Source organism: Clostridium sp. JNZ J1-5 (assembly GCF_053901425.1).
Genome location: NZ_CM132773.1, coordinates 719,578 through 744,740, shown reverse-complemented (window position 1 = coordinate 744,740; position 25,163 = coordinate 719,578). Strand labels below are relative to the sequence as shown.

Sequence of the window (25,163 nt, the reverse complement as noted above, 5' to 3'; positions counted from 1 at the left end):
AGCTTTACTTTAGTTATCTATAATGAGGTAGGCATATATACTTAATAATATTTAATTTAATTGGGGGTGGTTAAATGTTAAATAAGTTGGCAAAAGCTAGTTTGGTGTCTACTTCATTTGCACCAGTTTTAATAACATATGCATTCGTATTGTGGCTTGATAATAAATCTTTATATAAAGTCATTGAAGTTATTTTAATTGCAATATCTTTAATAATTCTATGTGTCATTGTATTAAAAACTGCTGAAAAGCGACTACAAGTTGTGGATTTTCCTATTAATTCAATTAAAACAGCTGATGGAGAAGTAGTGGGATTTTTAGTTGCATATTTAATACCATTTGGAACTCTTGCTTCTGATCAAATTAATGAAGCGGTTTTAATTTTTATATTTGTCATATTTCTCTTAGTTATATGGAGTACAAACTCCTATCATATCAATCCTCTATTAACTCTATTTGGATATCATTTTTATGAAGTTACAACAATTAATAATATTACATTTTTACTTATTACTAAGAGAGATTTAAGAAATACTTCAACAGTAAAAAAGGTTGTTCAATTAACAGAATATATGGTTTTTGATGTGATGGGGGAATAATATGTTTGAGAATACAACATTTTTTATTATAACTAAAAATAATAATGACTATGAAGTAAAAAGATTAAATTTAACTAGAGATAGCCAAAAAACTTTATGCAAATTATTTGGTAAACTGTCAGAGGAAATGTTAGATTTAAAAAATGAATTTATACAGTTTGATGGAAGTTATAAGCCGGATAATGGAGAAATTCAAATTATTAGTGAGTATAGAATTGATGAGAAAATAATTGATTCACTAAGAGAACCAACTAGTGTGGACCCCTTTATTCCTGATATAGATATATTGCCAGATATAAAAGGAATCTTTACTGGTAAATTGGAGCCTGAAATAATAATTACATTTCAAAAATTTAATAAGAGTCAATACATCACAAAAAAAGGGATAAGCTTATTTTATTCAAATAATACTTTTGAAAAAGTGTCTTCACTTGGAATCAATATATTAGAAAATGTTGACTGTATTTATAAGAGTGATGGTCTATTTTTTAAATCATATTATCATGCAAGGCAAATATTTGATTTGAGCCAATATTATAGACTTGCAACTGAAAATGATATTAATAATTTTATTAAGAATGATCATGTATATGTTAATAATGAAGAGATATTTAAAGTAAATGCAGATGCCTGGGTTAGAAGAAAGATAGCATTAATATCTGATTCAGGAGTACTAGAAACATATACAGCTGCGGAAATAGCAGAAAAGGGTATTCAATATAATCTTAATATAGATATTTTAGAGGACAGGGGAAAGAATAAAATAAATTTACCAGAGGATAAAAAAGAAATGAAAACTGTATTAAAGTTTTTAGATGAGGATATTTATAAAGGCCCATTTTCTAGAAAAACCTATGAAACTAATTCTAAAAGGTATTTTAATAGATAATCAGTGTGAATATATAAATATCATAATATAAATTTAAAATGTATTTATATTATGATAATAGAATTTATTTAGAGCAGCTAATTAAAGCTGCTCTTTTTAGGATTAATGTATTATACTAATTTTTTTACAGTAAAATTATCTTCAAGTAAAACCCAGTTTTGAGGGAATGGGTAACCTAGGACCCAATAGCTTATTCCTGCTAGATTATAATTTTTCACCATATCAAATTTTGCTTGAGCACTGCGGGCATCTTCAAACCAAACTTCATGAGTTCTTCCCTGAGCATCCCTATATCGGTAGAAAGGAGCTTGGGCTATTGGGTCATACTGTATAACAGCACCGTATCTTACTGCCCTTGTTATAGCTTCCTGCATACTAAAGGTTTCAGCTTCTTGTCCTTGAACATGAGGAAGGAGCCAATCTCTTGCATATAATTGGAATCCAAAATAAATTTTTTCTCTAGGTATAACGGAGACAGCATAATCAATAACTCGTTTAATTTCATTTAAAGGAGAAATAGCTTGTGGAGGGCCTAATCTATATCCCCATTCATAGGTCATTAATATGACAAAGTCTACAATTCTACCATGAGCCTCATAATCATGGGCTTCATACAATAGACCTTTTTGTGTAGAACTTGTTTTTGGAGCTAAGGCACTAGAAACAAAGAAACCTTGTGGGTGTAGGCGATTTACTGCACGTTGAAGAAACTGATTATAAAGTTCACGGTCAGCTGGGAATACATTTTCAAAATCAACATTTAATCCTCTATAACCTTTGGTTTTCATTATATTAATAGAATTTTCAAGTAAACGTTCCTGTATTGCTGGATCTGATAAAACGGCATGTGCAATATTAGAGCCGGTCTCTTTAGCAGTAAAGTTAGTAATTGACATAATAGGAACTACATTTTTAGAATAAGCAGCTCTAATTAATGGAGTATCATCTATAGATTCAAGGTTTCCATCAGATTGAATCTTATATGCAAATGGAGTTAGATAAGTTAGATGTTCACCATCCTGCATTATTGAAGGCACTCCACTTTCACCCATGCTAATAGTATAGGCATTTACAAAAATGTCAGGTCTTTGTTTGCGAGGAATAACTAATATAGTACCTGGATATACAAGGTTTGGATTTTTAATATAATTTACTTTAAGCAGATTTTGCAGAGAGACTCCATACATTTGTGCAATCTGCACCAAAGTTTCTCCAGGGAGAATTCGATGACGTAGTGCAGGAATATAAAGGGTAAGACCAGGATATATAACATTAGGATTAGAAATTCGATTTACTGCCATAATTGACTCAACAGTAGTACCATAATTTTTAGCAATTATCCATAAGGTATCTCCGGGTTTTACAATATAGAAAACATCTTCTGTAGGTATAAGTAGTGCCTGGCCAATCAGCAATTGGTTCGGATTTGGCAGTTCATTAATAGATATTATTTCACTGATTGGAACATTATAAAAAGTTGCAATTTGCCAAAGAAATTCTCCAGGCTTTACAACATGAATAATCACAAAACAACCTCCTGATTTTTGCTTTCAATATATAATTTATGCAATATATTATGGGGAGTTACAAAAAATATGTTTAGAAAGTTGAGGAAAAAGGAGGGGTAGCTATTAATTTTCCTAAGTTTATTTGAGGAGCAATATAGGTAATTATTTAGAGCAGCTAATGGAAGCTGCTCTTTAGATTTTTAAGTGAATCTATCTTATTTTGAAGCCATTTTATTATTTGATTTTTATCTCTATCAATAGGATCTATATGATCCCAAATTAATAAAAAATAATCTCCAAATGCATTTACTGCATCGGGCTCAGAAATTAATAGATTTATTTCAGAATTGTAATTATAAGAAACGGTTTTATTTTCAATATTAGTATTAAAAGCTTCTATAAATACATTACTATTTTCTTTTACCATCCAGTATATTTTTGATAAATTTTCATAGTGACTTTTATTTACAAGTGCAATTTCGTAATTTTTATTTTCATTAAGTAAATTTATTACGTTCTCAAGATGGTATATAATATCTTCATTATTTGGAATAGTATTTCCTAAAATATAATACTGATCAAAGGAATATTGTTTTTCAGTTATTAATTTTTCTATAGATTCTTTAAACCAAATTTCCTTGAATTTATAATATTTTATTTGAGATTTAAATGCACTAATTCTACGTTTGTGTAAAGATAAACGTTTTGCAATCTCGCCTTTTGTTTTTCCACTTAAAGATAAATACTTTTTATATAAATCCAGCGGAAAAGTAATTGTACTAATATCACCTTTAAAAACATATCTATCTCCCAGCCTTTCTTCTGATTCAGTAAACACTGAATGAAATTCTATACACTGTTGTGAAGGATATGAGTTTAATAAAGGCTTAGCAGATGAAAAAATTTGAGAAAAATGCCCTGATAAAATTTCTATACTCTTTTTTGATTTAAAAAAAAATGCGCTGTCAATTTGATTTTTAAGGTGTGATGAAAAACAATATAATGCACAAATTTTAGGTACAATAATTAGTTCGTTAGCTGAAAATATGTCAGATTTTCTTTTATAGTAGTAAATGTAATATCTTCCAGTAGAAAGTGCAAGCTGCATATCTTCAATAATTTTAATAGTTCTTTTTACATTATCATTAAGATTTACCAAATAAATTACTTTCCAGCCATTCTTCAATACGTTATAAAGAGCGTTTTTCCACTTAATATTGAATTCTTTATATGTTGGAAGAAGATCCATATTACTGTTAAATGTAATAAGTATTGTATCATTATTATCGCAAGGCTGTTTTGGTATACTTTCTAAAATATTTAGAGCAGAGTATAGAACTTCTTTGTTGCCATTTATAATATTTACTGTATCAGTACCGCAAAATAATTTTTTTCTAGAATCAAAATCTTCTATAATTATATTTTTATTGATTAAATCAAGTTTGCTAGTTTTATTAGGATAACTCATATCTCTAGTATTTGGTAAAACCTCAAATTTTCTTTTATTGTTTTTATTTAATAAAAGTTCAATAGAATAACCTTGTGATTCAAGAAGATGTTTACGTATTTCTTCTTCCACATTAATAGTATCTAATTCCTTAGAAGACCATTTTCTTAAAGTCTCTATTATAATTTCTTTTTGAAAAGAATTATTTATGTTATTAACAAAAAAGCTTGTTATAAGATTTATATATGGGGAATTGTAAGATGGTACTCTCTTGTTACCTAACCACTTATATATAAGTGATGAATCTACATTTATTGCTCTAGAAAGTGAACTTCCTTTTATATTAAAAATTTTAAGTAATTCAGACAGGCATTCACCAAATGATTTATTAGTCTTCATATATATTCCTCCAAACGTTATAGATAAACACCGAACTTTTGAAAATAATTTATATATTATTTTATATCAACAAAACCATATATTAAACTTGAAAGATAAGAAATAGGATGTAATTGTCGAAATTGTCAGAGAATAAAATAGGACAAAATGTTATTTTTGTTGATTGTTGATGTATAATTATGTAAAATAACTTTGAATTATAAGTGTTTTTGTCATAACTAATAATACATGGAATTAGTATTTTAGTAAAATTCTATTATAAGTGCAATTGAGTCATTATGAAAAATGTTTATCCGACGGCTACCATCCGTAGTACTCCCATCCTCTTTAGGTGGGAGATAACGGCTGACACGCCGCTGGATAAGTTCTTCTAAGGCTCAGATGGATAGATGTATTCATCATAAGCAAACTCCACTTGAGTCTAAGAATCACTTGATAACTTAGGAGATAAGTTAATTTAAGTATTGAAATTAGATAGACAAAATTAATCTAGGGAATACACACAAGACAAGGGTCGGTGAGAAAATTGAATATTGATTTTACTAAGAATTTCAATCAAGATAGGTGTTCTACTTGCCTAAAGGACATATATGAAAAAAGTATATTTAAATTTACTTTTTATGATATTCCACAAAAGGATTACTTAAAGATAAAAATTCAACAACATATGTATAATGAGAAAAATAAATGTTTTTCATTATTATTTTTGAATATAGATAATTTAAGAAAAATAAATTATCTTTTTGGATATGATATTGGAGATAAATTAATAGTGGAGATTGTATCGCAAATAAAGAGTGAATTAAATCTATATGAGCAGATGTTTAGATGGAGTGGAGATGAATTTATCATTGTATTGCCTTATATAGAAGCAGAACATATAAACAATAGATTAAATAGAATACTAAATATCACAAATAGAACTTATGAGATAGATAATAAAATAATAGAATCAGCTACTAGTATAGGAATAAGTCAATATCCTAAGGATGGAGTAAGTTTTGAAAATATAGTTAAAAAAGCTGATATAGCAATGGATTTTGTCAAAAAAAATGGCAAAAGGGCATATGCCTACTTTCATGAAGATATGTTAAATAGTATTGAAGAGAAAATAAATTTAGAAATTGATTTAAGAAGGGCTATACTAAATAACGAATTTGAACTGCATTATCAGCCTATATTTTCACTGAAAAATAAAAAGATAATTGGGGTAGAAGCACTAATAAGATGGAATCATCCTAAAAGGGGATTTATTCCACCTATGAAATTTATACCTTTCGCAGAAGAGATAGGACTTATAGTTGATATAGGTAAGTGGGTAATAAAGGAATCTTTTATGCAAAGTAAGATGTGGCAGAATAAAGGATATGATAACATAAAAGTTTCAATAAACATTTCGTCTGTTGAACTAAAGTATCCAGATTTTTTAGAAAATATTAAAGAAATGCTGAAAGCAGTAGGTAATAACTCTAATAATATAAAGGTAGAGATAACAGAAACAGCAATGATGGAATCCTATAAGCAAGGAATAAAAATTTTAAAAGAACTTAATAACATGGGAATAGATACTTCTTTAGATGATTTTGGGACAGGGTATTCTTCACTAAGTTATCTAAAAAATCTGCCAATAAGTACTCTGAAAATTGATAAAAGCTTTATTGATAATATCCATGTGGAAGAAAGTAACAGAGATATAGTTAAGGGTATGGTAGAACTTGGACATAAAATGAATATGGATATAGTGGCTGAAGGGGTTGAATTAACAAATCAGCTAGACATATTAAAAAACATGGGATGTGATGCTGTTCAAGGTTATTTTTGTGGGAGACCTATGAAATCTCACGATATAGAAATATTACTAATGAAAGAAGGTATGAAACATGTTTAAAAATCTAAAGGTAAGAACAAAAATATTAACATTATCAATAACTATGTTAATATTAATAGCAATTATCTCAGGTGTAGGATATGTTGGCATTTATAGAGCTAATAATGGCATGAATTCTATGTATGATAATAATTTACTTCCATTAAGATATCTAATTGATAATAAAAACCAGGCAAGAGCCATTGAGGGAGATATTTATTATTTAATACTTCATGCAGGAGAAAAAGATAAGCAAGATGTAAAGTTAAAGGATATAGAAGAAAGAAAAAAAATTGCTGATGACAATTTTAAAAAATATAAAAATACTAATCTTCATCAAAATGAAAAAGATGCCATGAAAGTACTGGAAGAAGAGTTAGTAAAATATAGAGAAGAAAGAGATAAAGTAATAAAGCTTGCTTTAGATGGAAAGCAAAAGGAAGCTATGGATAAAATGGAGTCTATTGAGGTCATATCTAATGATTATCAAAAAAAGTTAAATGATTTATCAGAATACAATGTAAAAGATGCAGATACAGTTAAACAACAAAATGACGCAGAGTATAAAAATTTGATAATTATCTTTATATTAATAATAGCTATATCTATGCTAGTTGGAATTATAATGTCAGTTATTATTTTAAAAAATATAATTAATCCACTAAAATTACTAAAGGCATTTGCAGAACGAATGAAAAATTCTGACTTTTCTCAGGGAATAGACATAACAAGAAAGGATGAATTTGGACAAACTGCTGCTGCACTTAATGAATCGCAAAATATTGTAGGACAGCTTATAAAAGAAGTATCAAATTTAGTACAAGATTTAAGTGCAGGAAGTGAAGAATTGTCAGCAACCTCTGAAGAAATGGCAGCAAAGCTTGAAAATATAAATGAGGCAACAGAAGAAATAGTGTCTGGTTCTCAAAGTGCAAGTGCAGGAGCAGAAGAAGTTTCAGCATCATCTGAGGAAGTAAGTTCCAGTATACAAGCACTTTCAGCCCAATCTTTAGATGGAAGTGAAAAATCAGATGCAATAAAAAATAGAGCAATAGAAGTTAAAAATAATAGTAATATTGCTTTTGACAATACAAATAAAATCTATATGGAAAAAGAAAAAAATATAGTTAAAGCACTTAAAAAAGCAGAAGTAGTACAAAATATAAAAGTTATGGCAGATACTATATCAAGCATATCCGAACAAACAAATCTTCTTGCCTTAAATGCAGCAATAGAGGCAGCTAGAGCAGGAGAACAGGGAAAAGGATTTGCTGTAGTAGCTGAAGAGGTTAGAAAGCTTGCAGAACAATCCTCACAAGCTGTAGTACAAATACAGGATACTATAAATGAGGTTGAAGGTGCTGTTTCTGAATTAAAAGGAAACAGTAATGAAATATTAGAATTTATAGGCGAACATATTACACCTCAATTTAGTAGTTTTGTAGAAATGGGGAATGATTATTATAATGATGCAGAGTTTGTTGCAAATATGTCTGAAAATATAGCTTCTATGGCAGAAGAAATAACAGCAACTATGGAACAAGTAAGCGCTGCTATACAAGATATGGCCCATGAGGCACAAAAATCAAGTGAAAATGCAGAAAATATAAAGTATAGTGTAAATGAAGCTGCAAGTGGAATGGAACAAGTTTCAAAAACAGCTCAAAGCCAAGCTGAAATGTCACAAAAATTAAATGAAATGGTACAAAAATTTAAAATTTAAGTATTATTTAATACCTCTAAGTAGTAAAGGCTTAGAGGTATTTTTGTGTTTGTAAAAATAAGGTTTATATGGTATGGTTTTATATAAAGATCCTGAAAATCATAATAAAAGTGAAGAACAAAAAATAATGTGGAATATGAAATTTGCTAAAACCTAAACATGATGAAATTGTAAAGTGAAGCAAAATTTATTTATATAGTAGGAGATAATATCATGAGGATAAAACAAAAAAAGCTACTGATTGCTTTTGGCATATTAGCTATTTTTATAGGAGGTTACGGTATTCTCTTCTATTGGAATCTGGTTCCTAAAAAAGCATATACAGCAAAGGATTTTGGCATTGAAACTATAAAGAGCCAAAATGATTGTAATAGAAATGGTGTAGATGATTATACCGACATTTTGTTAGGGGCTAGAAAAGATGCTCAGAACAAGCCAAAATATAAAAGTGTTTATTATGAAGGAGGATATCCTCCAGAAAATGAAGGCGTTTGTACAGATGTTATATGGAGAGCTTTCAAAAATGCAGGATATTCTCTTAAAGACATGGTAGCAGAACATATAAATAACAATTTATCAATGTATCCAAGAGTAGCTGGAAAGTCAGATAAAAATATAGACTTTAGAAGAGTACCTAATTTAAAAGTTTACTTTGATAATAATGCTGTTTCATATAGTTTAGATCCTTATAAAATAAGTGAATGGCAGCCAGGAGATATTGTTATATTTGGACAAAATTATTCTCATATTGCTATTGTGTCAGACAAACGGAATAATAAAGGTATACCATATATTATCCACAATGGAGGACAACCTGTAAGGGAGGAAGATGCATTAGTTAAGTATTCTAAAGGAGCACCTATTACAGGACACTACAGATTTGAAAGCAAATAAATAGTTTTATAACATTGATATAAGAGAACTCAATTATTTATAAATATTATTAATGTTTATAAGAGAGTTAGTATAAAAGGAGTCTATTAATGAAAAGACAGTAATTCATCATAGTACACTATTGCAGCTTTAACTTCATAATATTATACTAACGTAGGATGCGATTAATTAATAAATGTACAGAGGGTATTGACTTATTTGGTATAATAAATTATTCTTACTATATATTGTGAAAAATGGAGGTTTTATAAGATGATGATTACTACTTGCTAAAAATTTTCGTTAAAGAAAATTAAAAAAGAAGTTTTATTGCCTAATCTAATGGGCTTTATTGTGTTGCTTCTTTTTGCATTAGTAAGCAGAGGTTATTAATCTTATAGAACTAAGTTTTATATTGTTTTTATATTAATTTATATAGTATTTTGCTATATGAATTATTTGTTACGCTTTAAAAACAAATTAAAATTTTAGACTGTAGGAGGCTTTGTATTCCTACAGTTTTTGTTCTTGTTCAATAATTCCCTGTTTTAGTTTAGGCTTTAAGACATTACAACTATTATTTAAAATTAACAAATCTATTTGAAGGGGGAATTTTTAATGAATATATTTGGAGTACAGTTTTTAGGTAAAAACTTTGGAATGCCGTTGAGAGAAGTAGGTGTATGCCATGAATCAGCTGATAAACATACAGAGATTAGAGAGGTTCTTAGACGATTCCAGAATGGATACACTGAGAGAAATATAGAAAACGTAGATGCTTTTATGGAAGAACTTTTTATTAATGGAGAGGAAATATGTGTTCTCGGTACTGGAACTGGAGAATTATTTTTAGGTAGTGAGCAAGTAAAAAACTTGATTAGGGATGACTGGAAATACTGGGGAGATGCTAGTATAGATTGGGAAAATGCACATATTTCAGTTAAAGGTGAAGTTGCCTGGTTTGCCACTATGGGCCATGTCAAATATACCTTTGAAGACTCACCAGAAAGATATGACAGATATCTTGATCTTATAAAGGACAAATCTGAAGAGAAGGAGCGTACACCTAAAGAGAGAGTTGCTTTTATCAATTGGGTTTTGTCTCTAACCTATCACCAGCGTGTTGAAAGTGAGAGAGAATATTTGTGGCCGCTATGTTTAAGTGGTGTTCTTCTAAAGGATGGTGATAAGTGGAAAATTGCTCATCTCCAATTTTCTATACAAAAGTCTAATTTTCCTGATGAGCGTTTTGAAAACTCTAAAGAGCATCTAGAGAACTATAATAATCAAAATGCCATCACTGATGGATATAAGAATAATCAGATGACTTTAGAGTTAAAAGACCTTTTGAAAAAATTAGAGACAGAACTTATTGGACAAAAAGATATTTCAAAAAAACTTATAAGTAAGTATTTTGCAGCAGATAGCATGCCATATGTGATCGGACCAGAAAACCAGTGGTATTATGGGATTGATCAGATAAGAGACTTTTTTGCTAAAAGCAGCGATGCAAATCTTATTTTAGATCTAGAGCATGCCATTGCTTCAAGATCTGATGAAGTAACTTGGGTTACAGTTACTGGTATGTTGAAACAAGTTTTGGACGAGGACAAACTTGCTGAGAGTGCATTAGAGGAACTAAATAATCTATTTCAGACTAATCTTACTTCAAAAGAAAAACTGTTTGCTGCACATAGAAGTATGGCCTATGTATTAAAGGAAAGTGCTGCAGGTGTAAATTACACATGCCCAATCAGGCTTACTGCAGTAATTTCAAATATAAGTGAAGGGTATGCTTTCCAACATATCCATTTTTCATTTCCATTCTATTGGATATTGGAAGGAAAATTAGATGGTATTTCAGAGCATTAGTGTAAATAGAAAAATGGCTAGTTGGATTGTTTTAAAATAAATTATTAAGTACTAAGGAGGAGAAAGATGAATTATAAAATTGTATGGATATGTATAGGGGTAGGAGCATTTATATTCTCAAGTTTATTAGGAGCTATTAACAATCTTCGAAGTGATATTGCCCGTATTAATTTAACTCTAGATAAAATTGCTAAACAAATAGGAGTACCTGATACGATAACAGAAAATATAGATATTGAATTAAAAGGCCTTATTTCAGAAGGTAAAAGGGTTGAAGCAGTCAAGAGATACAGAATGGTTAGTGGACTTGGCTTAAAGGAGTCAAAAGAATATATTGATAAATTGATAGAGAATGAACTTAAATAAGTAAATTTAGTGTTAGAAATATTAATTTGCCATTTATTGATGTATTGTATTTTATAAACGGACAAAAAACGGACAGTAGAGTATACTGGAGATAAGAAAGTTTTAATTTAAAATTACGGAAAATAGTGGTAATATTATAAGAGGACTAGCTACTACATGTTAGCATAAAGTTGTAGCACAACAGCAACTAACTGAGGATTAAATTATATAAATTAAAGGGAGGTTTAAAATGGAAAAGAAACAGTATGTTTGCCCAAAGTGTGGTAACAATGAATATGAATCAGATCAATTTCAGGCAACAGGAGGAAACATATCAAAGATATTCGATATACAAAATAAGAAATTTATAACTATTAGTTGTAAAAGATGTGGGTATACAGAATTGTATAAAGCAAAAACATCTGATGGATGGAATATCTTAGATTTCCTTATGGGATAGACTATTTGGATACTTTATAGTATATATGTATTTTGGAATTGATAGAATTTAACAAAGGTCATAAAACTGTAATAAAAATACAGTTTTATGACCTTTGCTAGTTAGTAGATATTAAATGTTGTAATCATCAATATCAAACTCGTAGTTCTTATAATAATACTTACGGTCTTCCTCAGTAATTTCACGAACAACCGTGCATGGATGTCCTACTGCTATTACATTATCTGGAACATCTTTAGTAACGACACTTCCCGAACCGATAACAACATTATTTCCAATGTGGACTCCAGGATTTACAACAACATTTCCTCCGAGCCAAACATTATTTCCTATTGTTATACTAATACCATATTCATATCCAGAATTTCGTGAATCAGGATGTATCGGATGACCTGCTGTATATAAAGAAACATTTGGAGCAAATTGCACATTACTACCTATGATTACTTTTCCAACATCTAAAATGGTACAGTTGTAATTTGCAAAAAAATAATCTCCAATTTCAATATTCTTTCCATAATCACAATAGAAGGGTGCTTCAATATGTATATCTACACCTGCTTTCCCAAGAATATCTCTTATTAATTTATCAATTTTTTCATCTTCATCTGGCAGGCAGTGATTATACTCATAAATCTTCTTTTTATTTTCCCTTCGTTCTTCTGCTAATCCATCTAACCACGCTTTATATGGTAGACCCGCCAACATTCTATCTTTATGATTCATAGTTGTTTCCACCTTTCAACCTATATAAATATGTAAAGTAAAAATTAACCTATTTTGGGTTTTATATATTAGCAAGATAATCAAATCATAAATATCATTTTAAGTTGATGAACAATAAGTTACAATTGTATATTTGTTTAAGTATATACTACATAACTATAAATATTCAAATATTTAACATAACTATATAAATTGTTTCTCTAAATCTGTATATTTCATTTGTACTTAGTATTTCTTGATACTTCATTATGTTAACAGTGATGAGGGAAGATTTTTGAAGTAATAGTTTTTTTTATTATATTTAAATTGACTTAAAAGAAACGATGTTTTAGTAATTAGGAAAAAATGTGTAATTTTGCTATAATAAAGATGTATACATTATTTAATATTACAGAATGTTAAATTGTTTAGCATTAAATCTGCCTGATAGATATTAGAAATATAAGAGGGCATGTTTTTGTATTTTAGGAGGTAAACATATGCAACAAAGAACAAAAAAGAAGCTCATAAGAATATGCATCATTATAGCTGCTATGATTGGCGGGGTAGCCTATGCTATTAACTGGGCATTTTTCGATATTCAAAGAATTAATGGACAAGAATATCTTAACAACTCAACTTCTCCCAATGGAACATATACTGTGACAGCTTATTTAAATAATGGTGGAGCCACAACGGATTTTGCGGTTTTAGGTACATTAAAGAACAATAAAAATGGGAAAACGAAAAATATTTACTGGCAGTATCACTGTGAAGAAGCAGATATGGAATGGTTGAATGATGAGACAATAAAAATAAATGGTGTAGAATTAAATGTTAAAAATGAAACTTATGATTATAGAAGAAAGTAAATGTAATTTTTTGGCTTATTGAAATTAAAATGTTATAGGAGAAATGCACAATGGGTAACAAAGGCATTAAATTGATACTTCTTGGTATAGTAATTATTCTGATAGGTATTTTTATGGGGATACTGTCGTTAGGAGGAATATTTACATATTTTATTCAGCTTTATGTTGTTATAATTGGAGTTATAGTAGCTGTAGTTGGTTTTTTTAAAGAAGATTAGCAATTTTATATTATTGACTATAAATTTCAATACAACAGTAAAACATTGTATTAGAGCTAATACTTAAAATAATAGAGGATAAAATAAAAAAAGATGGGTGGAGAAGTATTGAGCATTGAGCAAATCAGTGTTGGAGAAGAAATATATAGCGCAATATATACGATAAAATAAAAAAATGAGAAAGCAGTTGTGAAATTTAATGTATGGACAAAATGGAAGTAAATATATTACTAAAGCCAAAATTGTATATTAATATAACAAGAAAGAGAAGTTTATGATGAATAATAAAATAGAATATTTGAAAATATATCCTGTGGATTATGATATATTGACAAAAATAATGACTTCCGCATTTAATGAAGATACATCTATGCACACTGATTTGAAAGAAGATGGTCCTAGAGGATACAATGACGGTAGTTTAATTAAGTGGCTCAATGAAAATGAAAATTTTGAAAGCTATAAAATAATTTATAATAATGCCACCGTTGGGGCGTATACTGTTGAAATTAAGCCAAATGGTGAATATAATTTGGAAATGCTATTCATTGACCCTAAATACAGAAAAAATCATCTTGGAAGGATAGTATGGAAAGACATAGAACAAAAATATATAGCTGCAAAAAGATGGACGGTTGAAACTCCTGATTATTCAGAAAGAAATCATCACTTTTATACTAAAAATTGTGGTTTTGTATTTCAGAGAGAAAACATATGTGAAAATGGTGCTAAATCTTTTATTTTTGAGAAACAGAAATGATGTTTATGATGGCTAGTATTGTAATAGTTTTAGGATTTTAAAAATATTATTGGTTTTGAAATTTATAGTAGGATTATGCGAAGCAAAGTTTATTTAATATTCCTATTAAATTGGTTATTGCAACTGATAGTTGACATACGATTGGTGGTGTGCAACTGTAGATTTTAGTAATCTATTTTAGAGGTGAATAATAGATGGTATTAAAAGAAAATTTAGTGCATTTAAGAAAATCTAATAATTTGTCACAAGAGAAGGTGGCTGAATTAGTGGGTGTAAGTAGGCAGGCAGTTTCAAAATGGGAGACTGGTTTATCCAAACCTGACACTGAAAACTTAATGAAGTTGGCAGAAATATTTCATGTATCGATGGATGAACTTACAAAAATGAATTCTGCTCATATTGAATCTATAGAAAGAACAGGGGAGAATGAAAATATTACTAGGAAGAATGCAGAAGTAGAATTCCATATGAGCAAAAGAGTAGCGTTTTACTTGTATGTTTTTGGTGCCCTTATTGGTTTTCTAGGATTTGCATTTGGTATTACTTATGCTGAATCAAATTCAATTTGGATTATAGTTGGCATAGTTGGCATGATATTAATATGGTATTGTAGTTCAAAGATAATAAATAGTATTATGAAATGACAATATCATATATTAAAGAAATGGAGCACTATTTTGCCCCATTTCTTATTTTTTATTTTGGATTATCTTCTGATGGGTAGTAGTTTATTTATTTTAATTAATCTTGAAAAAATGAGTGGAAAAGAAGAAAATGGATAAACATTCTATATTTTTTCTTAAAACCTCTTATAAAAAATATAAAAATAGTATATAATTATATACGAACACATGTTCTTAAATTGGGTGTTAATATTTGATGAGAGGTTGATATTTTATGGGTACATTAATTTTTCATATAGATGTAAACAGTGCATACCTTTCTTGGGAGGCAGCTTATAGACTTCAGCAAGGGGAGAAGTTAGATATTAGGACAATTCCTTCTGTTATAGGTGGAGATGAATCCAGCAGGCATGGAATTGTGTTGGCTAAATCAATTTCTGCTAAAAAATATAACATTAAAACTGGTGAAAGTTTATGCGAGGCTAGAAGAAAATGCCCTGAATTAGCAGTTTTTCCACCAAGATATTGGCTATATATGCAATGCAGTTCAGCTATGCATGAAATACTGGAGGAATACACACCTATTATACAAAGGTTTTCTGTAGATGAAAGCTTTTTAGACTTCTCTAATATGGAAAATTTATACCCAGATTATATGAAGCTAGCTGAAATTATAAAAGAAAGAATAAAGAGAGAGCTGGGTTTTACAGTTAACATAGGAATATCAAATAACAAACTGCTGGCAAAAGTTGCTTCAGATTTGAAAAAACCAGATAAAATACATACTTTATTTCCAGATGAAATTGAGAAGAAAATGTGGCCGCTGCCAGTGGAAGATTTATTTATGGTAGGCAGAGCTACAGTTCCTAAATTACATAAGTTAAACATTAATACAATAGGTGATTTAGCAAATTATGATGTAGACATATTAAAAAACATACTAAAGAGTCATGGAGAATTAATATGGAATTATGCTAATGGTATAGATAATTCAAAGGTAAGAAAAAGCAATTATATTGAAATGAAAGGCATAGGAAATTCTACAACAATTTCTTTTGATGTAGAAGATAGAGAGACAGCTCACAAAGTATTGTTATCTTTATGTGAAACAGTGGGAATGAGGCTAAGAGATTCGGAAAATTGTTGCACCGTAGTTTCTATATTTATAAGAGGTAACGATCTTATAAATTATTCACGGCAAAAGAAGTTAAGTACTGCCACAGATTCAACTAGGAAAATATATGAGGTGGCCTGTTATTTATTTGATAATGTATGGAAGGGAAAACCTATAAGGCATCTAGGAGTTCATATAACAGATTTTTGCAATAATGATTTTTATCAATATAACTTATTGGATTCTTTTAATTATGATAAAGATAGAAAACTAAATAAAGTAGTGGATGAAATTAGGTTAAAGTATGGTAATAAAGCTATTATAAGATCATGCTTTTTAAATTCAGGGCTAAACCCAATATGTGGAGGGGTTGGAGAAGAGGAATATCCTTTGATGAGTTCTATGTTATAGAGGAAGGTGAGCATTTTGAAAATTGTAGCACGGCCAATTGAAGTAGTCTCTTACACTGATGATAAGGGAGATATAAGACCTTTAAGATTTAGATTGAAAACAGAGGATGATTCTATGAAGGTAATAAAAGTGGATAAGGTTATTGTAAAAGGAACTGAAAAGCTAGCAGGTAACATTATGTTTGTATTTAGATGTCAAAGCCTCATTGATAATGTATTAAAATTATTTGAAATTAAGTATGATTTGAAAACTTGCAAATGGATGCTGTATAAAATTTAGCAGCTGGATAGACCTAAATCTGTAAAAAAATTAATCAAGTTAAGATAATAGGTTTGCTAATTAGAAACTAGGGCAGGTACTATGTATTACAAAATATAAAAAGTTAGTAAAGGATTTGATTAAGAAGGAAATAAAAAACTCTTACTATGCAAGTTAAGATGCATGGTGAGAGTTTTTTTATTAATTGGGGATTAGTGCGGAGAGGAAAGATTCAATATGCTGACTAATGAATGAAAAATGCAAAATAAACTATATTTTGTAATAATAAGGTTTATTGTGATATAATTTGGTGTAGGTGGATATTATAAGATGAGGGTGGGTATGTCTATAATAAGAAGTTGGAGTTACTAGAGAAAAGTATTTAAATATCAAGCAAAGTTTAAGGGAATTATTGTGAAAGGATGATACATATGGCTATAAAAGTAGTATTAGATGCATTGATACCTAGAGAAGATTTTGACTTGAAAGATGAAAGTGGAGTTGCAGTTAATAGAAATGTTTTGACAATGTCTGTAACAGATTTAGATTACAATTCATTTATGTATTCAGCAATAAAAAAACCGGATTTCCAAAGAGAAACTAATGAATGGACACCTGAGAAAATATATCAATTAGTTCTTAGTTTTATAGAAGGAGAACTTATTCCGAGTATAATATTATGGAAAAGTATGTCAAATCATATATTTGTAATAGATGGATCGCATAGAATAAGCGCACTTGCAGCATGGGTAAATGATGACTATGGAGATGGTGCAATTTCAAGAGAATTTTTTGATAATGATATACCAAAAGAACAGATAAAAGCAGCTGAAGTTACTAGAAATTTAATTAACAGTAGCATTGGAAGTTATAGTGAATTAAAAAGCATAACAAGAAAACCATGTGATGATGAAGAAAAAAATAAGAGAGCTAAAAATTTAGGATCATTAGCATTACAATTGCAGTGGGTGGAAGGGAATTCATTAAAGGCAGAGGAATCTTTTTTTAGAATTAATCAACAAGGAACACCAATTAGTCCAACTGAAATAAAATTAATAAAGTCTAGAAATGCTGCAAATGGATTAGCAGCAAGAGCAATAGTTAGAAGTGGAAAGGGTCATAATTATTGGTCAAAGTTTTCAGAATTAGTTCAAGATGAAATTTATAAAATTTCTAAAGAAATAAATGAAATATTATTTTTACCTGAATATAAGACACCAATAAAGACATTAGATTTACCAATTGGAGGTCCTTTATTATCAGATCAAGGTCAACAATTGATTTTAGAAACTATAAATATTGCTAATGGATTAAAGGGAAATGAAGAATTAGGCAATGATGAAAAAGGTGATGAAACAATTAAGTATTTGAAGAAATGCAGAAAGATAGTGAGAAGAGTTAATTCGTTACATATATCTTCATTAGGACTACATCCAATAGTATATTTTTATAATATGAGAGGGATGCATAAAGTAGCATCTTATTATGCTGTACTTGGTTTTATAAAATATTTAGATGAAAATAATAGATTTAATGATTTTATTAAAATTAGAAAGAGTTTTGAAGAAATTATGATTCATTACGAATATTTAGTACAAACTATTGTAAGAAGATACAGGCAATCTACTAGAGGGCATAAGTTTATAACAGCATATTACATACAATTAATGGATTTTCTTTTGAAGGGATATAATGTTGAAGAGACAATAAAAGCTTTAATAACTTTAAAAGAATTCCAATATCTATCTAAGGAAGTAATGAGCTTAGATGAAGTTACAAGTGATAGATTTTCTGATGGAAGAAAATCAAGCGTATTTATTTTAGAAGCATTAAAAACAGCACCACGTTGTGCAATTTGTGGCGGTTATCTGCATATTAATTCTATTACAATAGATCACAAAAAAAGAAAACAAGATGGAGGAACTGGAGACATAGAAAATGGACAGTTGGCTCATCCATATTGTAATTCTACATTTAAAAATTAAATATATAAAAGATGGTGTAAAACAAATCGCATAACTATATCATAAGTAAAAGGATTTCTAATAATATATAATCTCCAACTATCCATAAAGTAGACAGATTATGTCTATAATGGGAAGAAACACAAACGGAAAATTATACAAATTACTAACATTTATTACTAAATTACAAATTTGAAATATATTCTATATCTTAAATAATATAAATTTAATGAGGGGTACGAAAGTGAATTACACAGAAGTAACTAAGCCAGGTATGGGTGATCCATATTGGTATGAATGGTCTGTAGGACAGGAATATATTATTGATATGCTTAACCCAGATAATAACATTTCGGCAGTGTCATTACAAGCGAACATTAGTTTAGGGTTAGATGACATTGTTGTTAAATACAATAATGGGGAGATACTATGTTTACAAGTAAAGCATACAAGAAGCAATAATACAATTACATTTGGTGATATAGTATCGAAGGATGATGGGGAAAGTAAAGGTAAGTCATTACTAGCACAGTTGGCGGAATCTTGGTATGAGGAAAAAGACAACTTTACAAAAATTGTACCATGTATATATACTAACAGAAAAATTGGAGAAACCTCTTCAAAAGCTAAACTTGAAGATCAGGAAGATAAATACATAAGACCTGCATTGGGCGATTTTTGGCCTGTAATTAGAACAGAGGCTAAAAGCGTTGAAAGTTTGCAGGAGATTGTTTTACTTAAAAAAGAGTGGGAAACTGCTTGGGAAGTATGGAAAGAACAATTAGCTGGAATTCCGAAAGAAGAGGATAAGATTGAGTTTCTAAAACTTCTTAGGATAGAAACAAATAAACCTAGTTTAGATGATGTTGAAAGGATTCTACTCAATAAATTGTCCAAATATTTTTCAATAACTGAGTTGCAGGCAGAATCATTACTTGCTAGTCTAGACCATGCATTAAGAAGATGGACTACGTCTCAGCGTAATAAAATTGAAGTAAGTGTAGAAGATGTATACGAAGCATTAAGTTTAAATAAAGCAATTAAAGTTTTTAATCATAATTTATGTCCACCTTATCCGTTTTTTTATAGCAGAGAAGACTTAGTGAATTCACTCAGACACGAGCTAGTTAAAGGAAAATCTAAGATAATCTTTTTAAGCGGTTTGCCTGGGATTGGGAAAACAAGCTTGGTAAGCCAATTGACAAATGATCATGAGCGCGCAATTGACATAAGATATTTTGCTTATGAGCCAATAAAAGTTGATTCTGAATACTTACCCTTTGATGTTGATGATAGAGTTAATCCAGATATCTTTTGGGGTGAACTGCTATCACAATTGAGAGCTATATTGAAGGGGAAATTATACAAATACAAAGTCCCATTGAGGAATGATTTTCTATCTACGAAAGAAATAAGGGAAAAGTTTTTATCAATAGCTGAACTTTTCGGTAAAGATAGGGGAAGGCCAGTTATAATTGCAATTGATGGTATTGACCATGCAGCAAGAGCAGGTGTAAATACCAGAACATTTTTAGAAACATTAATCGATCCAAAATACATTTCTGATAATATTAAATTTTTTTTATCAGGACAGCCAATAGATTCATATCATGATTATCCTATATGGTTAAAGAACAACGAGAATTTTATATCTTACTTTAATATGTCTTTAATACAGGAAGATGATATATTATCATTGATTCAATCGCAAAAGGAAATGATTATTTCAAAAGAGAATTATTCTATTTTAGCTAAATTAATATATGAATTTTCTGAAGGTAACACACTTTCAGCAATCTTCGCGGTATACGAAGCAATAGATTGCAGTAATATAAATGAAGTTAAGAAAAAACTAGCAGAAAGAAACCTAAGTGGAAATATTGTTGAATATTATAATACCATTTGGAAAAGTGCAATTAGAGATGCGAAACAATATTATCCTTTTATAGAATATCGTTTAGCAGGATGTTTTTCCTTGTTTAGCGAGCGAATAAATGCAGATATTCTACATAAGGTATTTTATGATTCAGGTATCTCAAAGCCTGATTGGAATAACATTTTGATTTCTTTAAAGCCCTTAATAATTGAAGAGAATGATGGATATAGGTTAATACATAATGATTTTAAGGTTTTCCTTACGAAAATTATAAATAGCGATAAAAACCGATTAGCAGAAATAGCAAGTTACATTGCTGTTTACTATAAAAAATTAACTGAACCTAATTTTCATTATTACAATAACATGTTTAATTATTTAGAATTAGCAAATAGAGAAAGAGAAATAGTAGAACTATTCACACCTGCTTATATCTTAGGAGGATATGTAAGAGGTCTTGATATATATGACTTAAAAAAGCAAACAGAAAATGTGTATAAGATAATAAGAGAGAAACAAATTGGAGATTGGGAATTAATACATCAAGTTACTTGCGCGGTAAATACACTCACTCAGATTGAAAAGTCGATGGATGGTGAAGAACGAATAAATACAAATCATGTAGTAGAGGAGCCATCTGTACTTGACTCAGAATGCTCTGTTATTGAAAAAAAATATTGGAATATATCAATACTTTCAAAGACTTTAGAAGAGATTTTAATGTTATCCTGTAAATGCTGTAATAATCGTGCTAAAGGTCTGTTTTTGAGATGGTTTCATGATTTAACTTTGATGGATTTGATAGAATTAATCCCGGAGAATGACAAATTCGAATCTTTTGCCAGAAATGAAAATTTAATTTCAAAAAAATACAGAGAGTTTTTTAGTAGCTTTGGTAGAGTGCTTTGTTCAATAAATTATAATAAACTATTTTGTACTATAGATGATAACCTACAACAAGATAAATTATATAATACATCTGTAGCATCTCTTTTTGATGGTTATTTATGGCAATCAATTGAAGCTTTTAAAAAGTATTCACTAGCTCGTAGATTGAAAAATGTTAGAACTTTTTATTGGTCCAGCTATGATGAGGTTATTTTGAGATTAATTAAAGAGCAACGAGCTTTGGATCTTGCAATATTTGTTCGGAAGTTCGGCGATTCAAAAACAATGCCTAATATACAGATGGTCTATAATGTAGCTGCTGAAATTATCATCAATGGTAAAAAAATTTTATGCACCGAAAACAGAAGGATTATATCTGATGACTTGAAGAAAATAGAACTTAAATTCAATTCTGACTTTAGTGAAATCACTGCCTATAGCATGTTGAGCTTTTCCTTAGGTGCATTGGACTTGTCTAGAGATTCAGAGAGTATAGCAAAGGTAGTCTTAGAGAAGTATTTTAATCAGCATAAATATTCAGATAGTCGATTATATGGAGCCGTGATTTTTAATATCTCTGCTCTCCTTGGTAGATGGATATATTGTTTGAATAACTTTACTATAAAAGAAACAAAGCTATTTATTAGTGCTAGTAAAATTGAAACACTATTTGATGCGTTGTTCAATAAAAGGTGGACACATCATCAGGAGATTTACGACAGTACTAATGTTAAGTTTCTTTTACTAGAAGGTTTAACCCAATGCGCAAGAATAACCGGAGATGATTATAAAGAGCTAATCGAAGCTAAGCTTACAGATTTGTATAAATCTTTTCCTGTTAATTATATGCTAGACTGTGGATGGAGATACTATTGTGAACGAAATGAACAAGATAAACTTGAGAAATGGTTTAACCACTGGTGTGGAGATGAAGGGGAAATATGGAGTTTAGATTTATCACAAAGGAATCAAATTGCAGGTGAATTTCAAAGATTAGTATTATCAAACAGACTTCAAAGCGAAATTCCTTTAGATACATTTTATGACAGGTTAAGATGGTCTGTTATCGGGTATGCATATCATAAAGATTATTCACTTGAAGATCCGCTTGAATGGTTTAAAGAATTAATAAGACTTGATATCTCTACATGGAAAGATATTGGCGTGAAATTAATGACAATATCAGAGGCCATAGGAAATATTGGAGATAATAGACTAGATTTAAATTTAACTTCGCAGTTTCTTTCTGCAGTTTGTAGAGAAGGACTTGACTCGGTATGGCAATTATATAAAAGTGAAGATTTTTCACAAATTGTACGTGAAGATGATGGAAACCTTATTGACGGAATTATAGGAATGCTTAAAGATGTTAACTTGTCTAGGCAGGAGATGCTAAGTTTATGGGCGCTTGGAATTGGCAGCTTAGATTGGAGGAATGGATTAGATCAAAGTTATTTGAGTTCATTGCGAGAAGCTATATTACTAGCTAGTAATAGGTTGAAAATTAAAGATATAGATCAAGACTTGCAGGCTATTGGACGTGCAGAATATAATTGTACTGCTGATCCTGTTAGATTTAGATTACCATCAAGATGGTTTGAAAATACATTAGATATAGAGTCATTAGATATTTCTGTCTCCGAAAATATTGTAAAGTCTATAGAAGAAATAATAAACGAAATTAATGATGAACTAGATAATCGTTATCTAATACTATTACTTAAGCATCTGAAAAATGAAAACAAAGAATTATATAAACTGTATTTAAACAAAGTTTTATATACAGTTGATTCTTATGATAAGGGGTATGGTTGGAGTCATTCAGGAAATTATGAAATTTATCAATATATTATCACTGAGTTTGAAGAAGCTGATATAGTTGAATTTTTATTCTACTTATTATATAAAAGAGCAGATAAAACTGAAAGGTCATGGGAATTAGAATATTTAAACAAAGATATCGCTACCCTTTGTTTATGGGTATCTAGAAAAGACGGAATAGATTGTTTGAAAGGTGGACTAAGCAGGTTAATTGATATGCATTTTTTATGGCTTACTAGTGATAATCATCTATCTGACATAAAAATTATGAAAGTAGAAAATGTTTTGATATCTGAGCAATTTCCGATGACTTGGTCAGACTTAGTAATAGATAGACTGTTTTATTTATTAAGGTGCGAAGATGCGGAAAAAGCTGAATGTTCATTACGTGGTATATGGGCATTAATAAAAATTGATTCAAATAATGTAAAGAGTATCCTGGATTATTGGAACATTCTTCATTTCAGGGCTCAAGAATGGATACTATTTATTATTGAACGTTGCATTTATTGTGGCTATGGATCTTCTGAAATTGTTACTTCTATTCTAAATACTGGGATGAAATCTTCATATCTTAATGTAAAACTATATTCGAGCGTGTTAATGTATCGGTATTGTAATAAGAATGGTATTGAGTACCCGGAGATTACATTTGACAAGCAAGCATTTTTTAGTGATATCCCTGTTGTAGTTGGGAGAACTCAACTTTTTGATTATGAATCGTTAAGTCAAACTGTAACTGGGGTAGAGGCAGTGAAAAGCTGCATAAGATATTTAGAGACGGTTACGTCAGAAGATTGTAGTGACATTTTATCAAAATTTTATATTTATATTAAAAGTGCTAAATTTCCGAAATACACTTTTACAAAATTCCAAAAAGATACTATGAGAATAGCAGTTACATTACCGAATGAAATACTATGTTTACATCAAATAATATATAAAGAACTCTATAATGGAAGATGGATAGATGTTCCATTTGCACATATTTGTCAAGCAATATTATCGTCTACAGAACCCTACATATTATTGGAAAGTCCTAAGAAGGCTAGGAATTACATGGACTGGCCTGTAGATAGCGATATTGAGAACTTACTTCAAGAGGGTTTGTCTATACAGAAACAGAGATTAAAAGATATTATAATTACAGATGTTCTAGAAGATGAATTAGTTTTAGGAGCAGTTATGTATACTTATTCCCACAAACATGAAGTCCTGATTATGTATACATCAGGTTTCTTTGATAAGAGGGATGTTTTGCCTAAATTATTAGCTAAAGCTACATTAAATGGACGATCATATATACTTGATAATCCTGGAAGATTTGAACCGTTACAAAATCAGAATCTTACGTATTTTAACGGCGGAACAGCATCTTTTCCTAATCAATCTTTATTCTGTTATCCATCATCTATATGGAGTGAAATGTTACGATGGATACCTACATTAAATAAAGAAATAAGATGGATTAATGCAGATGAGAAGGAAGTAGTTCGTTTAGAATATGTGTATGGAAAACATAGGTGGATGAATAATAGTATGAGTTATCGACAACCGGTTATGCAAAGGTGGATAGGAAAGAAAAGTGAGATTGAAGAAATTGAGAAAAGATATAGGGTTAACTTAAAGAGTTGGATTGAAGTAAAACAATTTGATTTATGATAAACCAAA

At 29.6% G+C, this 25,163-nt stretch carries 19 protein-coding genes; 16 read left to right on the top strand and 3 right to left on the bottom strand.

Annotated features, from left to right (window positions below; translation table 11 throughout):
• The first annotated feature begins 74 nt into the window (after positions 1-74).
• On the top strand, positions 75-599 hold the full coding sequence (locus ACWW38_RS03720; RefSeq protein ID WP_456259465.1) for a hypothetical protein: 525 nt from the start codon (positions 75-77) through the stop codon (positions 597-599).
• Between the two features lies 1 nt (position 600).
• The gene (locus ACWW38_RS03715; RefSeq protein ID WP_456259464.1) at positions 601-1,488 is read left to right on the top strand and encodes a Kiwa anti-phage protein KwaB-like domain-containing protein; all 888 of its coding nucleotides are present in this window, start codon (positions 601-603) and stop codon (positions 1,486-1,488) included.
• A 110-nt stretch (positions 1,489-1,598) separates the two neighbouring features.
• On the opposite strand, the gene ACWW38_RS03710 is transcribed toward ACWW38_RS03715, so the two are convergent.
• Together ACWW38_RS03710 and ACWW38_RS03705 are read right to left on the bottom strand one after the other, a co-directional pair.
• Positions 1,599-3,014, bottom strand: a complete 1,416-nt coding sequence (locus ACWW38_RS03710; RefSeq protein WP_456259463.1) for a LysM peptidoglycan-binding domain-containing protein — start codon at positions 3,012-3,014, stop codon at positions 1,599-1,601.
• A 157-nt stretch (positions 3,015-3,171) separates the two neighbouring features.
• Entirely contained in the window at positions 3,172-4,842 is a 1,671-nt protein-coding gene (locus ACWW38_RS03705) for a helix-turn-helix domain-containing protein (RefSeq protein ID WP_456259462.1), read from the bottom strand.
• Positions 4,843-5,368: 526 nt separating this feature from the next.
• On the opposite strand from ACWW38_RS03705, the gene ACWW38_RS03700 reads away from it, so the two are divergent.
• The 6 genes from ACWW38_RS03700 to ACWW38_RS03675 all read left to right on the top strand — a co-directional run bounded on the left by ACWW38_RS03700 (position 5,369) and on the right by ACWW38_RS03675 (position 11,982).
• Positions 5,369-6,730: a putative bifunctional diguanylate cyclase/phosphodiesterase gene (locus ACWW38_RS03700; protein WP_456259461.1), complete on the top strand. Its 1,362-nt coding sequence runs from the start codon at positions 5,369-5,371 to the stop codon at positions 6,728-6,730.
• On the top strand, positions 6,723-8,432 hold the full coding sequence (locus ACWW38_RS03695; RefSeq protein WP_456259460.1) for a methyl-accepting chemotaxis protein: 1,710 nt from the start codon (positions 6,723-6,725) through the stop codon (positions 8,430-8,432). Before ACWW38_RS03700 ends, ACWW38_RS03695 begins: the two co-directional genes overlap by 8 nt.
• A gap of 213 nt (positions 8,433-8,645) precedes the next feature.
• On the top strand, positions 8,646-9,326 hold the full coding sequence (locus ACWW38_RS03690) for a DUF1287 domain-containing protein (protein WP_456259459.1): 681 nt from the start codon (positions 8,646-8,648) through the stop codon (positions 9,324-9,326).
• Between the two features lie 597 nt (positions 9,327-9,923).
• Positions 9,924-11,177 (top strand): nuclear transport factor 2 family protein, encoded by a 1,254-nt coding sequence (locus ACWW38_RS03685; RefSeq protein ID WP_456259458.1) that lies wholly within the window; start codon positions 9,924-9,926, stop codon positions 11,175-11,177.
• 66 nt (positions 11,178-11,243) lie between these two features.
• Positions 11,244-11,543, top strand: coding sequence for a 50S ribosomal protein L7/L12 (locus ACWW38_RS03680; protein ID WP_456259457.1), 300 nt, complete (start codon positions 11,244-11,246; stop codon positions 11,541-11,543).
• 229 nt (positions 11,544-11,772) lie between these two features.
• On the top strand, positions 11,773-11,982 hold the full coding sequence (locus tag ACWW38_RS03675) for a zinc ribbon domain-containing protein (protein ID WP_456259456.1): 210 nt from the start codon (positions 11,773-11,775) through the stop codon (positions 11,980-11,982).
• A gap of 111 nt (positions 11,983-12,093) precedes the next feature.
• Here the strand turns inward: ACWW38_RS03675 and ACWW38_RS03670 are convergent, their stop codons facing one another.
• Positions 12,094-12,708: a sugar O-acetyltransferase gene (locus ACWW38_RS03670; protein ID WP_456259455.1), complete on the bottom strand. Its 615-nt coding sequence runs from the start codon at positions 12,706-12,708 to the stop codon at positions 12,094-12,096.
• 479 nt (positions 12,709-13,187) lie between these two features.
• Between ACWW38_RS03670 and ACWW38_RS03665 the strand changes: the two genes are divergently transcribed.
• The 8 genes from ACWW38_RS03665 to ACWW38_RS03630 all read left to right on the top strand — a co-directional run bounded on the left by ACWW38_RS03665 (position 13,188) and on the right by ACWW38_RS03630 (position 25,154).
• On the top strand, positions 13,188-13,559 hold the full coding sequence (locus ACWW38_RS03665) for a DUF5412 family protein (RefSeq protein WP_456259454.1): 372 nt from the start codon (positions 13,188-13,190) through the stop codon (positions 13,557-13,559).
• Positions 13,560-13,609: 50 nt separating this feature from the next.
• Complete coding sequence (locus ACWW38_RS03660) at positions 13,610-13,777, top strand: hypothetical protein (protein ID WP_456259453.1); 168 nt, start codon at positions 13,610-13,612, stop codon at positions 13,775-13,777.
• A gap of 277 nt (positions 13,778-14,054) precedes the next feature.
• A complete protein-coding gene (locus ACWW38_RS03655; protein WP_456259452.1) occupies positions 14,055-14,537 on the top strand; it encodes a GNAT family N-acetyltransferase in 483 nt (160 codons plus the stop codon).
• Positions 14,538-14,731: 194 nt separating this feature from the next.
• Positions 14,732-15,181 (top strand): helix-turn-helix domain-containing protein, encoded by a 450-nt coding sequence (locus tag ACWW38_RS03650; protein ID WP_456259451.1) that lies wholly within the window; start codon positions 14,732-14,734, stop codon positions 15,179-15,181.
• Between the two features lie 253 nt (positions 15,182-15,434).
• The gene (locus ACWW38_RS03645) at positions 15,435-16,685 is read left to right on the top strand and encodes a DNA polymerase Y family protein (RefSeq protein ID WP_456259450.1); all 1,251 of its coding nucleotides are present in this window, start codon (positions 15,435-15,437) and stop codon (positions 16,683-16,685) included.
• A gap of 15 nt (positions 16,686-16,700) precedes the next feature.
• Complete coding sequence (locus ACWW38_RS03640; protein WP_456259449.1) at positions 16,701-16,964, top strand: hypothetical protein; 264 nt, start codon at positions 16,701-16,703, stop codon at positions 16,962-16,964.
• Positions 16,965-17,374: 410 nt separating this feature from the next.
• A complete protein-coding gene (locus ACWW38_RS03635) occupies positions 17,375-18,928 on the top strand; it encodes an HNH endonuclease family protein (protein WP_456259448.1) in 1,554 nt (517 codons plus the stop codon).
• Between the two features lie 223 nt (positions 18,929-19,151).
• Positions 19,152-25,154: an ATP-binding protein gene (locus ACWW38_RS03630; protein ID WP_456259447.1), complete on the top strand. Its 6,003-nt coding sequence runs from the start codon at positions 19,152-19,154 to the stop codon at positions 25,152-25,154.
• Positions 25,155-25,163: the final 9 nt, after the last annotated feature.

Bases quoted from the DNA above. Each gene is read 5' to 3' on its own strand.
- ACWW38_RS03705 (WP_456259462.1), bottom strand. From the start codon at position 4,842: ATGAAGACTAATAAATCATTTGGTGAATGCCTGTCTGAATTACTTAAA.
- ACWW38_RS03695 (WP_456259460.1), top strand. From the start codon at position 6,723: ATGTTTAAAAATCTAAAGGTAAGAACAAAAATATTAACATTATCAATA.
- ACWW38_RS03660 (WP_456259453.1), top strand. From the start codon at position 13,610: ATGGGTAACAAAGGCATTAAATTGATACTTCTTGGTATAGTAATTATT.
- ACWW38_RS03645 (WP_456259450.1), top strand. From the start codon at position 15,435: ATGGGTACATTAATTTTTCATATAGATGTAAACAGTGCATACCTTTCT.
- ACWW38_RS03670 (WP_456259455.1), bottom strand. From the start codon at position 12,708: ATGAATCATAAAGATAGAATGTTGGCGGGTCTACCATATAAAGCGTGG.
- ACWW38_RS03655 (WP_456259452.1), top strand. From the start codon at position 14,055: ATGAATAATAAAATAGAATATTTGAAAATATATCCTGTGGATTATGAT.
- ACWW38_RS03715 (WP_456259464.1), top strand. From the start codon at position 601: ATGTTTGAGAATACAACATTTTTTATTATAACTAAAAATAATAATGAC.
- ACWW38_RS03665 (WP_456259454.1), top strand. From the start codon at position 13,188: ATGCAACAAAGAACAAAAAAGAAGCTCATAAGAATATGCATCATTATA.
- ACWW38_RS03675 (WP_456259456.1), top strand. From the start codon at position 11,773: ATGGAAAAGAAACAGTATGTTTGCCCAAAGTGTGGTAACAATGAATAT.
- ACWW38_RS03690 (WP_456259459.1), top strand. From the start codon at position 8,646: ATGAGGATAAAACAAAAAAAGCTACTGATTGCTTTTGGCATATTAGCT.
- ACWW38_RS03685 (WP_456259458.1), top strand. From the start codon at position 9,924: ATGAATATATTTGGAGTACAGTTTTTAGGTAAAAACTTTGGAATGCCG.
- ACWW38_RS03720 (WP_456259465.1), top strand. From the start codon at position 75: ATGTTAAATAAGTTGGCAAAAGCTAGTTTGGTGTCTACTTCATTTGCA.
- ACWW38_RS03635 (WP_456259448.1), top strand. From the start codon at position 17,375: ATGGCTATAAAAGTAGTATTAGATGCATTGATACCTAGAGAAGATTTT.
- ACWW38_RS03650 (WP_456259451.1), top strand. From the start codon at position 14,732: ATGGTATTAAAAGAAAATTTAGTGCATTTAAGAAAATCTAATAATTTG.
- ACWW38_RS03680 (WP_456259457.1), top strand. From the start codon at position 11,244: ATGAATTATAAAATTGTATGGATATGTATAGGGGTAGGAGCATTTATA.